Source organism: Methylocaldum sp., from assembly GCF_039794385.1.
Classification (GTDB): Bacteria; Pseudomonadota; Gammaproteobacteria; order Methylococcales; family Methylococcaceae; genus Methylocaldum.
The window spans coordinates 1-15,013 of the sequence record NZ_JBDIVO010000084.1 but is presented as its reverse complement, the minus strand read 5'-3'; the positions used below and the strand labels follow the sequence as shown (position 1 = coordinate 15,013).

Genomic DNA, 15,013 nt, shown 5'->3' with positions numbered 1-15,013 from the left:
GGTCGAGCAATTGTTTCTGAGCGGTGCTGTCGATGTCGGCGGCGTGGGTCAGCGTGCCCACATCGCCCACGATCTCGTTATAAGCGTCCTGGTAACTCGCTTTACCGCCCAAAAGCGAGGGCATTGTCTGTAGTTGAGCCAGGGCGCGGGCGTTGGTGTTGTCACCGGGGCCTGCAAAAGGCGACCCAGCTGCAGCAATTTCTCGGGGGTCGGTCAGCGAAACGCTTAGATCGCCGGCTACCCGGCGGAACGGGCGAATGAGAAAGCTGTCGCCGGCTGCTACAGCACCGCCGCCAATGCCGATAGCCAAGCCATCTATGGCAAAGGCACCGGTCGCATTGTTGAATTGCGTATTGTCGCTCAGGCGCGTGAGGGTGTAATTGGCGCCGTCGTAGTCCAGGCGATAGTCGCTTGCGGTTAGATCGGAGGAACCGTTTCCAGCGCTGTTGTCGAACGCGACGGATAATATGGCGTTGCCGCTATTCGTTTGCCTGCCGAACCAACTATACTGGCCGATTGCGGCGTTTGTAACGTCGCTGAAGAAATCGGCACCGGCGCTTCCGTTCAAGTCGGAGCCGAGCGAGTGCTGCGCGTTGAATGTTGCGGCGAGCCCCGCAGCGATACGGCCCAGGGCGTTTTGGGCCGGGTCGAGTACCTCGCTGCCGAAGCGCAACAATCCCCCGATTTCTCCGCCGCTGATAGCGGCGGTCACGACAACGGCGCCGGAGCCGCCGGCGGTAATGGCAATGTCTTTCTGATTGGGATCATAGGCCGAGTTCTGCAAGCTGAGCTGGTTTGCCGTCGAGCCCATCACCAGTGCCTGTCCGCTGCCTATAAACACGTTCAAAGAGCCGTCCTTTTGCTCGAACAAGCTGGTGCCTACTTTCTGCGCCAACTGTTCGGTCAACAGATCGCGCTGATCGAGCAAATCATTGGGCGGTTTGCCTGCTTGGTTATAGGCAACAACAATGCGCTCGTTCAAAGAGGCGATACCTCTGGCCAGACCGTTGATCTCGTCGATATTGGTGCTCAGGCTCTGATTCACTTGGCTGCGCAGCTCATCCATGCGGCCGTTCAGCGTATTAAGACGCTGCACCAGCGTTTCGCCTTCGGTCAGCATGACGCGTCTCGCGGCGATGGATGTGGGGTCGTTGACTACGTCCTGCACCGAGTTAAAGAACGATTGGAGCGAGGGCGGCAGACTGGCGTCCGGATCGGCGATGAAGTTGTCGACCTGTGAAGCCATGTCGTGATACGTCTCCAATTCCCCATGCGCGGAGAGACTGCTTCGGAGCTGAGCGTTAAGAAAACTGTCGTAGGAGCGGGTAATGGACGCAACGTCGACGCCGTTGCCCACAAATCCCGCCCCGGTAAACGAAGGCAAGCGCTCGACTTGTTCCGTTCTTTGGCGGCTGTAGCCGTCGGTGTTGACGTTGGCGATATTGTGTCCGGTCGTCGCCAATCCGCGCTGAGCCGCCATCAGTCCGGATGTCGCTATGCCAAGAAGTCCGCCAGCCATGATTCAACCACTCGAATGGATAATGTTCTTACGCCTGTTATCGGCACCGATCGTCCTAACTGAAGACCGGATCAGGCAACGGGCAACTTTTCAAGCGCACGATTTTCCTCGTATATGGAGAGAACCTTGCGTGCATAATAAGGATCCGTGGCGTAGCCGGCCTTTTGCAATGAAGCCATGAATTGCCGTGGATTATCGGCATGCTCCAAGGCCGTTGCGTAACGAGGGTTGGTCTTAAGGAACTGCACGTAATCGCGAAAACTCTCGGCGTAATCGTTGTAGGTGCGGAATGCTGCTCTATTACGCACGGCGATACCGTCGGCGTATTCCAGGGTGCGGGCGGTCATATGACGGCCGCTCCAGTGCCGGTCCGCCTTGATGCCGAACAGATTATGGCTGTGTCCGTCGTTCCCTCGTGCCGCCATGGATTTTCCCCAGCCCGTTTCCAAAGCCGCCTGCGCCAGCAGCAGCTTGGGGTCGACGCCAAGCTCGGCGGCCGCTTCCTGAGCGTGAGGCCAGAGCGCGTTTACGAATTCCTCGGGATTGGCGAACGCTCCGGTTCGGGAGTCACTCTGGGCGGACCGAGGTTGCACGCGAGCTTTATCGGTCATCCGAGCTCCAGCTCCATAATCCGATTTCGAATTTTCGGCTGTTGTATGCTCGGAAGATCCCTTATCGATCCTGACTAACGCGTTGCCGCAGTAATCGTCCAGACCCATGCCGGGTTTCGCCTCATCGGAGGACTTTTCGCCGCCCAGTTGCCGAACCAGCATATCGGAGAGGCCGAGACTGGATCGCTTGCCGAGTTCCACCGCCAATTGCTGATCGTACATGTCGCGGAACATCTGCGACTGCTTGCCGTCCGTGAGCCCGCCGTTCGGGACCGCCTCCCGCATGCTTTTCAAGGCCATCTGGATGAACAGAGACTCGAATTGCCGGGCGGTCTCGTTCAGCGCCGCTTTCGGATCATGCTTGGCCTGATTCCTGAGCCGGGCGGTGCCGTTGAAATCGGTATACACATCGGCCATGCCAGTCTGCTTTATCATGCCGGTTCTCCTATATCACGATCAGCTCGGCCCGCAACGCTCCGGCGCTTCGCAGGGCTTCCAGAATGGCGACGAGGTCGCTCGGTGCAGCGCCCACGCGATTGACCGCCTGCACGATTTCATCCAGCGATACGCCGGGATTGAAAACGAACATGCGATTCGCTTCCTCGTTCACGGTTACGTCCGAGCGGGGCACTATGGCGGTCGAACCTCCGGATAAGGCCGGAGGCTGGCTGACGATGGGCTTTTCGCTGATGGTCACCGAGAGGTTGCCGTGGGTCACCGCGGCGGGTTGAACCCGGACATGGCTGCTGATCACTACCGTCCCGGTACGCGAATTGACGATGACCTTGGCAGGGGCTTCGCCCGGACTCACGTCCAGATTTTCGATCAGCGACGTGAACGAGACCCGCTGAGCCGGATCATGGGGTGCGCTGACCTGAACGGACGCCGCGTCCAAGGCGCGCGCCACGCTTCCGCCGTAAGTTCGATTGATGATGTCGGCCACTTGGTTGGCGGTGGTGAAATCGGGCGTATGCAAGTTGAGCATCAGATGGCTGCCTTGCGCGAATCCTGTCGGAACTTCGCGCTCGACCGTGGCTCCGTTCGGAATCCGGCCGGCGCTGGGCACGTTGACGGTAACCTTGGAGCCGTCTAGGCCTTGAGCGCTTAACCCGCCGACGACGAGATTGCCTTGGGCAACCGCGTAGATCTGGCCGTCGGCGCCCCTGAGGGGCGTCATCAAGAGGCTGCCGCCGCGGAGACTGGTGGCATCGCCCAAAGATGAAACGTTCACATCTATCGTTTGGCCGGGCTTTGCAAATGCCGGAAGGTCGGCTTGTACGGATACGGCGGCGATATTTTTGGATTTCAGGTCGATACCCGGCGGCACGGTGACGCCCAATTGGAGCAGCATGTTGCGCAGGGTTTGGCTGGTGAAGCGGTTCTTATCGCCAGTGCGGTTCAGACCGACGACCAGCCCGTACCCGATCAGCTGGTTGCTGCGGACCCCGGCGACCGAGGCGATATCCTTGACCCGTTCAGCCATCGCCGGGGATTGTGAGAACGCCAAGCCGAGAAGACCGATTTTTATGACTGAGTGCAGAGCGAACCTAGCCATGGTCTTACCTCAGTCGATCAGAACGGGAACAGTATGCTGGTGAAAAAACGTTGCAGCCAGCCCATGCGGTTGACGTCCGCCACTACGCCCTCTCCATTGTAAATGAAGGTCGCGTCGGCGACCTTGGTGGAATCCACGCTATTGGTGGTGTCGATATCGACCGGACGCACCAGCCCCGAGAGCTTGATGTATTCGTTGCCTTGGTTCAGGCCGACCCGTTTTTCGCCTCGTACCCGAAGATTGCCGTTGGGCAGGACTTCCACCACGGTCACGCTGATGTTTCCCGTCAAGAGATTGCTCTGATTACTTTCGCCTTTTCCTTCGAATTTGTGGGTCGATTCCAGACTGCTGGATACGTTGTAGCCGAGGATTTCAGCCGCTTCCTGCCCCATCAGCATGGGTGCCTTTACCTGGGTGGTTGCCGAACGGTCAGCCTTGGTGTCCGCGTCTTTCTGGGCATTCGTCCGTTCGACCAGCTTAATGGTAAGGGTGTCACCTACCCGGCGCGCTTTATGATCCTCGAACAACCGCATGTCGTAGCCGGACTGGAAAATTGCGCCGGGATTCTGCATGGGCGGCGTCATGTCCTCGGGACGGGCCGGCGCGTAGGCGGGATCCCGGCGCGGCGGCGGATTGAGGATGGAGGCACAGCCGTTCAAGGTCAGCAGGATGAGAAAGAAAGCCGCGTATTTCATCGGATCAATCAGAGAGTATTGGTGGCGAACCCGAGCATCTCGTCCGTGGTTGCGATCGCTTTGGAGTTCATTTCGTAAGCGCGTTGGGTTTCGATCATATTGACCAGTTCTTCCACCACGTTCACGTTCGAGGTTTCCAAAGAGCCCTGGACGAGCTTTCCGATACCGTCTTCTCCCGGTACGCCGACGATCGGAGCACCGCTCGAAACCGACTCCCGGTACAGGTTTTCACCGATTGGTTCCAATCCCGTCGGGTTGATAAAGTCCGCCAGCTGGATTTCGCCGATGACGTTGGGGGTGGGGTTTCCCGGTTCGAGCACGGATACCGTACCGTCGTTGCCGATAGTGACGCTCAGGGCGCCCTGGGGCACGGTCATGGCCGGTTCCAAGGGGTTGCCGCCGTTGGTAACGATTTGTCCATTGGAGTCGAGCTTGAAGGACCCGTCCCGGGTGTAGGCGAGATCGCCGTTCGGCATCAGGATCTGGAGGAAGCCCCGGCCGTTGATGGCGATATCGAGGGAATTTCCAGTCTGTTGGATGTTGCCTTGAGTATGAATCTTTTCCGTGGCGACCGTCCTTACGCCGGTGCCCAATTGCAGGCCGGAAGGCAGAGTCGTGTTTTGCGTGGACTGAGCGCCTACCTGCCTGACGTTTTGGTACAGCAGGTCTTCGAACAAAGCTCGCTCCTTTTTGAAGCCGGTGGTGTTGACGTTGGCCAGGTTGTGCGAAATCACCGACATATGGGTTTGCTGCGCATCCAGGCCGGTCTTGGCGATCCAAAGGGAAGGGGTGGTCATGGTCGTGAACCTCTTGGAGTGTCTTTTAGCCGATCCGCATGAGCTCGGCGCTGGCATTGCCGTCGTCTTCGACGGTCTTCATCATCTTGATCTGGTATTCGAACTCACGCGCCAGTTCGATCATTTGCACCATTTCTTCCACGGTGCTGACGTTGCTGCCCTCCAGTGATCCGGTTACCAGTTGAACCTCGTTGGTGGCTTCTACGGGAGTACCGTCCTTGATTCGCATCAGGCCATCCTCGCCTTTTTCAAGCTGCGATTTTTCGGGTTTGACCAGTTTGATTCGGTCGAGAATCGCCAGGGCGGTGGCGTTGGCACCCTGCGGAATGATGCTGATGGTGCCGTCTGAGCCGATTTCGACCTTCTGTGCGGGCGGAATGGCGATGGGGCCCGCGTTGCCGAGCACCGGCAGACCGCTGCCGGTGACCAGCTGCCCTGCAGGCGTAATATGTAAGTCTCCGGCCCGGGTGTAAGCTTCGCTGCCGTCCTTGGCCTGCACGGCCAGCCAGCCATCTCCGTTGATCGCGACGTCGAGGTCGCGCCCGGTGGTTTGCAGGGAGCCCGTCGACAAATCGACGCCAGGGCGCTCGGTCATGGCGTAGACCCGACTCGGATAGCCGTTTCCGAATACCGGCATCGAGCGGATTTGCTCGAAATCCGCTCGAAACCCCGGCGTATTTGCATTTGCGAGATTATTGGCGTTGGATGCCTGCGCCAGCAGAATCTGCTTGGCACCGCTCATGGCGACATAAAGGCTGCGGTCCATGGTCGGAGTTCCTGGCTATCGGGTGTTAACGAATGTTGAGCAGTGTCTGGGTGATCGTGTTTTCGGTGGAAATGGTCTGCGCGTTCGCCTGATACGCCTGTTGGGCGATAATCAGATTGACGAGCTGCTGGGCCAGGTCCACGTTGGCTCCTTCGAGGGCGCCAGCCTTGATGGAACCGAAACTGCTGGTGCCGGCTACGCCATTGATCGGCACCCCGGAGTTGGCGCTTTCTCCCCAGGTGGTATCGCCGAGCTTGGACAATCCTTGCGGGTTTTGGAATCGGACCATGGCCACCTGGCCCAGCGGTTTGGAGCCGCCGTTGCTGAAACGGGCAAAAACGACACCGGTGTCGTCGATGTCCACGCCGGTGAGCCGGCCGATGGTCAGACCGTCTTGGTTCAAGGTGTCGACGCTGAACGCGCTGCCCAGTTGTGTCGAACCGGCCAGATCGATGGTGAGCTGGATGGGTTGGGCGCTGGGGTTGATGGACACTAAGTCGGTCGTGAATTGGGTCGTTGCCGGGTTGCCGTCGACCGAGGCGAGCTTGCCGTCGTTGTCGAATGTCAGAGGAATCGAGTTGGGGGCCGCGTCGTCCAGCATGTCTACCCCGTCCACATAGACATATAGATCCCAGGCATTCAGCGCCGCGCCTTTGACGTAGTAACTGGTCGCGATGTGGGTGTTGCCAAGCGAGTCGTATGTCGTGACCGATGTTGCGTGGGTATAGCTGGTGGGGTCTGCCGGGTCGAAAGGCGATGTGGCGGGCGTGGTTTTGCGCGAATCCAGATTGACGCTCATGTCTATCGAGCTCGTGGCTTTCGGTAAGCCCTGCGTAGAATCGAGTTGCAGGGTCTGGAATACGCCGGTACTGAAGCCTTCCTCGACTGTTTCGCCGTTCGGCGCATAAACCAGCAGCGGCTGGCCGAGGTGATTGACCACATAGCCTTCCCGGTCCATGTGAAAAGAACCGGCGCGGGTGTAGACCCGTTCGTTGATGTTGTTGACGTTGTCCCCCATGACGAAAAAGCCTTCGCCACTGATCGCGAGATCGAGGTTGTTCTCGGTGAAATCCAGGTTGCCCTGGGTGAACTGTTGCGCCACATTGGTGACCCGGACACCGGCTCCTGGCGTGATGGACGAGACGCCTCCCAAGCTACTCGCATAGACATCGGCGAATTCGGAGCGCGATTTCTTGAATCCGGTCGTATTGGCGTTGGCAATGTTGTTGCCGGTCACCGAGAGCATATTGGATGCGGCATTCAGGCCGCTCAAGGCACTGTTAAAAGCCATGTCTTACCTCGCTAGATGACTATGATGTTCATTAAAGGACAGCCCGGATATCGCCCAGGGTGTAACGTCCGAGACCGCTGAGCTGGACTTCCATGCCTTTCGAGCCGCCCACGGTTACGCTTTCCACGGGCGCGGCGATTTGGGTTTCGAGCGCAGTCGTTTTGCCGGCGATAACGGCCTCGGCTTTGATCCTGTAAAGTCCGGGATCGGCAAAGTGCAATTCATCGTCCAGTTTTCCGTCCCACTCGAACGACAACGGCCCTTCGGTTTGAGGCCCGAGTTCCAATGTGCGGATCAAGTTGCCGTTCTTGTCCATGATCCGAATATTGACCTGCGAGGCCTCGTACGGCACGGCCAACTCGCCCTGGATCGTGCCGTTCGCGGCCAGAATCGCTTTATCGGACGCGATCAGCGCGGATCGTCCCACCAGGTTCGCGGCCATCAAGGCCTGTTCCTTGTTGGCGGACGCCGCAAAGTCGGCGAACGAGGATTGCAATTGCTGGATTCCCGTGACGGTGCTGAACTGCGCCAGCTGATTGACGAATTCGGCGCCGTCCTGAGGCTTTAAAGGATTCTGACTGGTCAACTGGGTAACCATCAGCTTGAAGAAATCTTCTTGCCCCAGTTCGTTGCGCTTCCGAGTCGGTGCCGCGGTTTCGGTCAGGCCAAGCGATTTGAGCGTGTTGATGTCTAGGCTCATGATCGGTCACCTCAGATCTGTCCGAGACGCAGGGTCTGAAGCATCAGTTGCTTGGCGGTATTCGCCACTTCGACGTTGTCCCGGTAGGAGCGGGACGCGGACATCATATTGGTCAGTTCTTCGATGGTGTTGACGTTCGGCTTGAAGATATAGCCTTCGTCGTTGGCCATCGGGTGGTCCGGCGCATATTCCATGCGCAAGGGCGTCTGACTCTCGACGACGCCGAGTACCTGCACGCCGACCGGCGTGTTTCGCTTGTCCACGGCCTCCTGAAGCTGTGCCGCAAATACGGGCTGTCGCGATCGATAAGTCTGTTCGACGCTGCTGCTGACGCTGTCCGCATTGGATAAGTTACTGGCTACCAGGTTGAGCCGCAGCGACTGCGCAGTCATGCCGGAGCCGGCGATATCGAAGATTTTGAACGACGACATGGTTATTCTCCTGTTAAGGCGGTTCGCAGAGAGGCGATCTTGCCACTCAAGAAGTTGAGCGTGGCCTGGTATTGCACCGCGTTTTCGGCGAAACGCATCTGTTCCTGCTCGGTTTCCACCGTATTGCCGTCGAGACTGGGTTGCGACGGTAGCCGATACAGGGCTTCTCCCCGCGATCCGGGCGCTGTCGCAGTCACATGCCCGGCTTGTGTAGCCGCGAGCTTGAGAGGGGACGTGTGGACGCTTTGCAGTACCGAACGGAAATCCAGATCGCGGGCCTTGTAATTCGGCGTGTCGGCGTTGGCCAGGTTGGAGGCCAACAACTCGGTACGGCGGTCGCGGAGTTTCAGTGCCAGGGGATGAATGCCGAGGGCATTGTCGAAGTTGATCGTCATAAACATATCCTCGTTGCCAGCTATGTAGCGTTAAGCACGAGGTATGCCACGTAAAAAGCCTTTGTTTAAACAAAGGCTTGCAAATTAAGACGTGAGAGCGGAAAAAAACGGCGGCAATTTTTCGCCACTTGAGACGGCAAATTTGCCGGGTGGCGTCAGAAGGCCGGCTTTAGACGGTAATAGCGACAAGAGGCCCCGCGAACGGTTTCATAAAGATCGAGTCCGGAGGGAAGGGATTCCGTGCTGCTTAGGAACAGATAGCCGCCTGGATTGAGCGCTTTGGCCATGCGCGTCAAAATATCGCGCTTCAATTCTTCGGAGAAGTAAATCAGTACGTTACGGCAAAAGACGATATCAAACCTGCCCAGCGCCGCGAAAGGCTTGAGCAGGTTGAATTGTTGGAATCGGACCCGATCAACGATCTCCGATTTAAGTTTCCACTTGTCCTGATAGCGATCGAAGTAGCGTGACCTCAGATTTTCATCCAGTCCGCGCGGCAAGGCCATTTCGCTATAGACGGCCTGAGAAGCTTCGGCCAAAACCGATTCCGAAATATCGGTCCCGATGACCTGTACGTTTCTTTTGATGCCGGTCCAACCGTAACGAAAAAATTCCTCGACGCAGATGCCTATCGAATAAGGCTCCTGTCCCGAAGAGCAGGCTGCGGACCAAATTCTCAAGGTGCCGCCGGTTTTGTTGGCTGCCCAGGCAGGCAAGAGAACATTTCTAAGTTCCTCGAAATGGGTGTTGTCACGAAACCAAAAAGTCTCATTCGTGGTCATGGCATCGATAATACGGGTTCTGAGCTTAGCGGAGACAGCATCGCTTCGGAGCGCAGTTACCAACTGCGCTATGGATGAATAATCACTCTCTTTTAGCAGGCCGGTCAAACGATTCTTCACCAGGTATTGCTTGTTGTCGCTGAGCAATATCCCGCAGGCGTCCACGAGAAATTTCTGGAACACCGCGAACGCTTCGGGATTCAAGTCCGAATTCATGAATACTCCAATCGACACGCCGATGGACGGCGCTTGCGTTTTGCCCGATATAGCCAGTTCAGAAGTCCCTGCGCCCTGTTGTCGCTTGCGCGGCGATATGGTCTTTGAGGCGTTGCTGTACGACCCGAGCAAGATCGTCCGGATCGTATTTGGCGAGGAATTTGTTGGCGCCGACTTTTTCAACCATCGCCTGATTGAAAACTCCGCTCAGGGAGGTATGGAGCAATACGTATACTTCCTTCATAGCAGGGTCTTTGCGTACCTTGGTCGTGAGCGTATAGCCGTCCATTCGAGGCATCTCCACGTCGGAAATGATCATCGCCAAGTACTCGTTCAAATTCTTTCCTTCCGATATCCAATGTTCGAGGATTTCCAACGCCTCCTGACCATCTTTGGCAATTGTGCTCTCCACTTCGAGTTGGTTCAAAACACGCAGAATTTGATTGCGGGCCACAAATGAATCATCCACGACGAGTACATGCTGCTCAAGGTTCTTGGCGTCCTCCTCGATCACACCGTCCGAAACCTGGTCGCACTCGCCCATGACTTCCTTCATCACTTTTTCAACGTCGATAACTTCGATGAGTTCCTTCTCGTATTGCGTTACAGCGGTTAAATAGCTTTCTTTGCCTGCGCCTTTCGGCGGCGGCTGAATCTGCTCCCATCCCATATTGATGATGCGATCGACAGTGCTGACGAGGAATCCTTGGGTGGATCGATTGTACTCGGTAATGATGACATAGCCACTCCCGTCGCGCGGTTGCGGGCGCGCGCCAATTGCCATGGAGAGATCCATCATGGGTATGGTCTTGCCGCGCAAGTGAGCGACGCCACAAATCACCGGGTTCGATTTCGGCAGCTGAGTCAAGGGCGGGCACTGTATGACCTCCTGCACCTTGAACACGTTAATACCGAAGCGCTGGTTGCCGCCGAGTTTGAAGAGCAGCAGCTCGAGGCGGTTATGTCCCGCGAGCTTAGTTCTTTGATCTACGCCTTCGAGTATGCTTGCCATTGTGAATTTCCTGGGAAGATTGACGGTGACTAAAGTGTAGCGGCAGGTGTGCGATCCGCTTGAGTCCGGCGCGGCATATTAGATGCATGTCTTGGTCCATCATCGGAGGTTATCTATGCGTGCCAAACTCAAATTCCTGCTTCTGCTCGCGCTGGCGATTCCCGCGGCTTTCGCGGCAGACCGCCTGCAAACCAACGAATCGATAGCAGCTGCGATAATGGCCCTGATCGAGTCGGATTTCCGTCAGCGGAATCAGGAATTCCAGGCAGACCCGGTCAGGCTGGACGGTCGTCTGCAATTGCCGCTTTGCGATCGGCCGCTGGAGGCCTTCTTTCTTCCAGGGCGGCGCGAAAGCGGTTTTCTTTCCGTCGGCGTGCGTTGCGAAGGAACGCATTCTTGGACCGTGTACAACAAGGTTCACGTGAAAGCGTATCGGGAAGTCGTCGTTCTGAAAAACGCCGTCCGGCAAGGCTCAGTTCTCACCGAGGCGGATCTCGGCTTTGAAAAACGAGACCTCGCGAACTTGCGCGGCAGTTATTTCACTTCTTTCGATCCGGTCGTCAATCGGCCCGTCAAACGCACCTTGGCGGCCGGCGCGGTACTGAGCCCCGAATGGTTATCTGTGCCGAAAATGATTCGGCGTGGACAGAAGGTCATTATTCAGGCGGAGAGCAGTCATTTTGCCGTCAAGATGTCGGGACAGGCTCTGAATGATGGGGAGGCGGGGCAGCGTATTCGCGTTCGCAACGACCAATCCGCGAGAATCGTGGAAGGTACGGTTGCAGGTCCTGGCCTCGTATTGATACGGCTTTGAACGCCGGACAGAAAAACGTGGTTTTGCGCTAAAGTTCGCCGTCGGGAGGCCGATAAGAATTGAAATTCCCGAGAGGATACGGTCATGGAAATCAAACTTCAAAACAGCGTTAGCGGTCTTTCCGTCGGCGGACTACAAAAGAAATCGAGCACCGCGGCAGGTACAGGCGGCGGCAATGCCTCATCGACCTACAGTGTCAGCGTGTCGCCCGAAATGTCGCTTCGGCTCTCCGAGATCAAACAACGTCTGTTGAGCGAACCCTCGGTCGACGAAGCGAGAGTGACCCGCATTGCCAGCGCGGTTCAGTCGGGAAACTACGAGATCAACCCGCAGCGAGCGGCCGAAAAGCTGATCGCCATGGAACAAAAGCTTCCTGAATTTTCATGATCGCGCACGGCCAGGATCTTCACGACCTTTTCAGCCAAACGCTGGACGGACTCGGCGAAATGTCCAGGCTGCTTGAGGAGGAGGCGCGAAGTCTAGCGGCGCGCGACACGGAGGCGTTGGAACTGACCGCCTCGAAGAAACAGAAACTCGCATTCCTGCTCAACGATTTGGCCGCTCGGCAGAACCATCTCGTCCGCGCTTGCGGTTTTCAGGGCAACGAAGGCGGCGTTGCGGCCTTCCTTGATCGGCTCGATCCCGAGTCGCCGCAGACCAGAGCCCTCCTTGCCGAATGGCGGGAAATCGTGCGCCTCGGTTCGGCTTGCAGAAAGCAGAATGAGCTTAACGGCACTTATATCGCGCTCTTGCAGCGTCATATCGATTCCAGTTTGAATTTTCTCTACGGCGCTTCGTCGGCGGATGCGACCTACGGGCCGGATGGGTCGAGGCGCCGCGGAGAAACTTCACGCCAGTCATTCTCGGCCTGACCGCCGTGCCAGGCGGTTTCCGTCGCAAGTGCCAGTGAAAGGGCGCTAACCGGCCGCCGTATCACTATCCGGCTCGAATCCTTCAATTTCGGACAAATTGCCATGTGCCTCTGCTGCCTCCGATCGAGGCACCGGGCGCCTCCCGGATTTCTTCCTTGTAATAATTTTTATTGCATAAGTAGACGACCGGTCGTATAGTCGCCACATGGCTCGAATCGGCAACAAACAGATTACTCGCGAAAAGCTTTTGGACCAGGGTGTTGCCATGCTCATGGAGCATGGCTATCACGGCACCGGTCTACAGGACTTGCTGTCCAGCGTTCAGGTTCCGAAGGGATCGTTTTACAACTACTTCTCTAGCAAGGAGGAGTTCGGGGCGGAAGTGGTCCAGCACTACATAGAGCCATTCATTCGACAATTGGGCGATTACCTGAGTCGGCCGGAGTTGGATGCGCTGTCCGCGATGAAACGTTATTTCTGCGATTTGATCGCAGAATTGGAGCGGAGACAGTTCAAAGGAGGATGTTTACTGGGCAACCTGATCGGCGAGATCGGAGATACCAACGAGACCTGTATGGCCGCTCTCCGGGATGCCTTTCATCGTTACAGGGATAAGTACACGGAAGGTTTAGCTCGCGCCCAGGCGGAAGGAACGATACGCGCCGATCTGTCGGCCGAATTGATGGCGGACTTGCTTGCTGATGGCCTGCAAGGCGCTTTGCTGCGAATGAAAGTCGAGCAATCCGTACGTCCGTTGGAGGTCTGCTTGAGCCATTTGCTCGACGACTATTTCAAACCCAAGAGTGACTAAAAACCAAGAGGTTATGCGATGAAAAAGCAACGGATAAGAGAAAAGAATCTGGTTCGGGCGGTTCGGGGCATGACGCTGGGATTGGCATCCGGACTGGTTTTGGCTGGAATCGGCATGTCCCCCGTCCAGGCGGATGAGACCTGTCTGTCGCCTTATATGGCGAAAATCACGGGGCAGGAAGATTACGTATACGTTTGGACCCTGGGTGCGACGGGTGTCGGCGACGAGCAGGACAAGCTGGTGACCGTGGACATCAATCCGAAGTCGCCCAAATACGGGAAGGTAGTGGACAGTCTCTCTGTTGGCGGACGTAACGAAGCGCACCATTCCGATTTTACCGACGACCGGAATTATCTCTGGGCTGGCGGGTTGGACACCAGCAAGATTTTCATCTTCGACGTCCATAGCGATCCAGCCAAGCCCAAGCTGCATAAAACGATTACCGATTTCGTCGCGAAAAGCGGCGGCGTGGTCGGGCCTCACTCGTTTTACGCTTTGCCGGGACGGATGCTGATCACGGGGCTCTCGAACAACAAGGATCACGGCGGACGGACGGCGATGGTGGAATACACCAACCAGGGCGATTACGTGGCGACTCACTGGGTGCCCACCGACAGCGATCTGCGTGGTGCCGTGAAGACGGGCAAGTATGCCGACGGCTACAACTACGACGTGCGTGCGCTGCCGAGGCGCAACGTGCTGGTTTCCTCGTCCTTCACCGGATGGAACAACTACATGATGGACTTCGGCAAGATGCTGTCCGACAAGGAGGCGATGAAGCATTTCGGCAATACGGTGGTCGTCTGGGATCTTCACAGCCGCAAGCCTAAGAAGGTGTTCGACGTACCGGGTTCGCCCCTGGAAGTGCGTTGCGCCTGGGAAGAAAACCACAACTACTGCTTCACCACGACGGCACTCACCTCCAAGATCTGGCTGATCTACGAAGATGACAAGGGCGAGTGGCAAGCCAAGGAAGTCGCGGATATCGGCGATCCCTCGAAGGTGCCGTTGCCCGTCGATATTTCGATCTCCAACGACGACAAGCGGCTTTGGGTGAATACCTTCATGGACGGCAACACCCGGGCATTCGACATCTCGAATCCGCACAAACCGGTGCAAATCTACGAGAAGCACATCGGCGCGCAAGTCAATATGGTGTCGTCGAGCTGGGACGGGAAGCGGCTTTACTACACTTCGTCGCTGCTTGCCAACTGGGACAAGAAGGGCAAGGACAATGAGCAGTTCCTGAAGCTCTATCACTGGGACGGCAAGGAGTTGAAAGAGCAGTTCGCTATCGACTTCTACAAGGAAAAGCTCGGACGCCCGCACCAGATGCGTTTTGGCGCTTACTCGCTGTATAAGAGCGTGGCCGAAGCAAAGCCGGCGGAGATTTTCGCGGAATTTCAGCGTCGCTGATGTGATGTACTTCGTAGCGGCCATCACGCGGCTCCGAAGTGCCGACGGTTTTTTGACGACTTTTGCTTACTTTCTCAATGAGAGGAGGCTGACATGCCCAAGTATCTAATCGAACGCGATATTCCTGGAGCGGGAAAACTGTCCGATCAGGATTTGCATGCCATTTCGCAGAAATCGTGCAGCGTGTTGAACCGCTTGGGGCCGCAAATCCAATGGCTGCAGAGCTATGTCACCGACGACAAAGTCTATTGCGTGTATATCGCCCCCAACGAGAAGATGATTCGGCAGCATGCCCAAGAGGGTGGTTTTCCGGCCAACCGGATTTCGGAG

At 56.9% G+C, this 15,013-nt stretch carries 18 protein-coding genes; 6 read left to right on the top strand and 12 right to left on the bottom strand.

Annotated features, from left to right (window positions below; genetic code table 11):
• The 12 genes from flgK to ABJK70_RS09630 all read right to left on the bottom strand — a co-directional run.
• Window positions 1-1,519 (bottom strand): flagellar hook-associated protein FlgK (flgK, locus tag ABJK70_RS09685; RefSeq protein ID WP_347257875.1); only part of this gene is annotated, 1,519 nt, incomplete at its 3' end.
• A 71-nt stretch (window positions 1,520-1,590) separates the two neighbouring features.
• Complete coding sequence (gene flgJ, locus ABJK70_RS09680; RefSeq protein WP_347257874.1) at window positions 1,591-2,565, bottom strand: flagellar assembly peptidoglycan hydrolase FlgJ; 975 nt, start codon at window positions 2,563-2,565, stop codon at window positions 1,591-1,593.
• Window positions 2,566-2,575: 10 nt separating this feature from the next.
• Window positions 2,576-3,685, bottom strand: coding sequence for a flagellar basal body P-ring protein FlgI (locus ABJK70_RS09675; RefSeq protein WP_347257873.1), 1,110 nt, complete (start codon window positions 3,683-3,685; stop codon window positions 2,576-2,578).
• 17 nt (window positions 3,686-3,702) lie between these two features.
• Window positions 3,703-4,380, bottom strand: a complete 678-nt coding sequence (gene flgH / locus ABJK70_RS09670) for a flagellar basal body L-ring protein FlgH (protein ID WP_133716487.1) — start codon at window positions 4,378-4,380, stop codon at window positions 3,703-3,705.
• An 8-nt stretch (window positions 4,381-4,388) separates the two neighbouring features.
• Complete coding sequence (gene flgG, locus ABJK70_RS09665) at window positions 4,389-5,177, bottom strand: flagellar basal-body rod protein FlgG (RefSeq protein ID WP_156880043.1); 789 nt, start codon at window positions 5,175-5,177, stop codon at window positions 4,389-4,391.
• Window positions 5,178-5,202: 25 nt separating this feature from the next.
• The gene (flgF, locus tag ABJK70_RS09660) at window positions 5,203-5,943 is read right to left on the bottom strand and encodes a flagellar basal-body rod protein FlgF (protein ID WP_347257872.1); all 741 of its coding nucleotides are present in this window, start codon (window positions 5,941-5,943) and stop codon (window positions 5,203-5,205) included.
• A gap of 25 nt (window positions 5,944-5,968) precedes the next feature.
• Window positions 5,969-7,234, bottom strand: a complete 1,266-nt coding sequence (flgE, locus tag ABJK70_RS09655) for a flagellar hook protein FlgE (protein ID WP_077730463.1) — start codon at window positions 7,232-7,234, stop codon at window positions 5,969-5,971.
• Between the two features lie 31 nt (window positions 7,235-7,265).
• Window positions 7,266-7,934 (bottom strand): flagellar hook assembly protein FlgD, encoded by a 669-nt coding sequence (locus ABJK70_RS09650; protein WP_077730464.1) that lies wholly within the window; start codon window positions 7,932-7,934, stop codon window positions 7,266-7,268.
• 11 nt (window positions 7,935-7,945) lie between these two features.
• Window positions 7,946-8,365, bottom strand: a complete 420-nt coding sequence (flgC, locus tag ABJK70_RS09645) for a flagellar basal body rod protein FlgC (protein ID WP_347257871.1) — start codon at window positions 8,363-8,365, stop codon at window positions 7,946-7,948.
• A gap of 2 nt (window positions 8,366-8,367) precedes the next feature.
• Window positions 8,368-8,760 (bottom strand): flagellar basal body rod protein FlgB, encoded by a 393-nt coding sequence (gene flgB, locus ABJK70_RS09640; protein WP_077730466.1) that lies wholly within the window; start codon window positions 8,758-8,760, stop codon window positions 8,368-8,370.
• Between the two features lie 155 nt (window positions 8,761-8,915).
• On the bottom strand, window positions 8,916-9,758 hold the full coding sequence (locus ABJK70_RS09635) for a protein-glutamate O-methyltransferase CheR (RefSeq protein ID WP_347257870.1): 843 nt from the start codon (window positions 9,756-9,758) through the stop codon (window positions 8,916-8,918).
• Between the two features lie 58 nt (window positions 9,759-9,816).
• Window positions 9,817-10,770: a chemotaxis protein CheV gene (locus ABJK70_RS09630; protein WP_077730468.1), complete on the bottom strand. Its 954-nt coding sequence runs from the start codon at window positions 10,768-10,770 to the stop codon at window positions 9,817-9,819.
• A gap of 115 nt (window positions 10,771-10,885) precedes the next feature.
• Here ABJK70_RS09630 and flgA point away from each other — a divergent pair, with 115 nt between their 5' ends.
• The 6 genes from flgA to ABJK70_RS09600 all read left to right on the top strand — a co-directional run.
• Entirely contained in the window at window positions 10,886-11,584 is a 699-nt protein-coding gene (gene flgA, locus ABJK70_RS09625; protein ID WP_168175414.1) for a flagellar basal body P-ring formation chaperone FlgA, read from the top strand.
• Window positions 11,585-11,668: 84 nt separating this feature from the next.
• A complete protein-coding gene (flgM, locus tag ABJK70_RS09620; protein WP_086134380.1) occupies window positions 11,669-11,971 on the top strand; it encodes a flagellar biosynthesis anti-sigma factor FlgM in 303 nt (100 codons plus the stop codon).
• Complete coding sequence (locus tag ABJK70_RS09615; protein ID WP_347257869.1) at window positions 11,968-12,456, top strand: flagellar protein FlgN; 489 nt, start codon at window positions 11,968-11,970, stop codon at window positions 12,454-12,456. The genes flgM and ABJK70_RS09615 overlap by 4 nt, the downstream gene beginning before the upstream one ends.
• A 205-nt stretch (window positions 12,457-12,661) precedes the next feature.
• Window positions 12,662-13,267, top strand: a complete 606-nt coding sequence (locus ABJK70_RS09610) for a TetR/AcrR family transcriptional regulator (RefSeq protein ID WP_077730472.1) — start codon at window positions 12,662-12,664, stop codon at window positions 13,265-13,267.
• 69 nt (window positions 13,268-13,336) lie between these two features.
• Window positions 13,337-14,683 carry a selenium-binding protein SBP56-related protein gene (locus tag ABJK70_RS09605; protein WP_347257876.1) on the top strand — a complete coding sequence of 449 codons (1,347 nt, stop codon included), beginning with the start codon at window positions 13,337-13,339 and terminating at the stop codon, window positions 14,681-14,683.
• 93 nt (window positions 14,684-14,776) lie between these two features.
• The coding region (locus ABJK70_RS09600) for a DUF4242 domain-containing protein (RefSeq protein ID WP_347257868.1) at window positions 14,777-15,013 on the top strand (237 nt) is incomplete at its 3' end.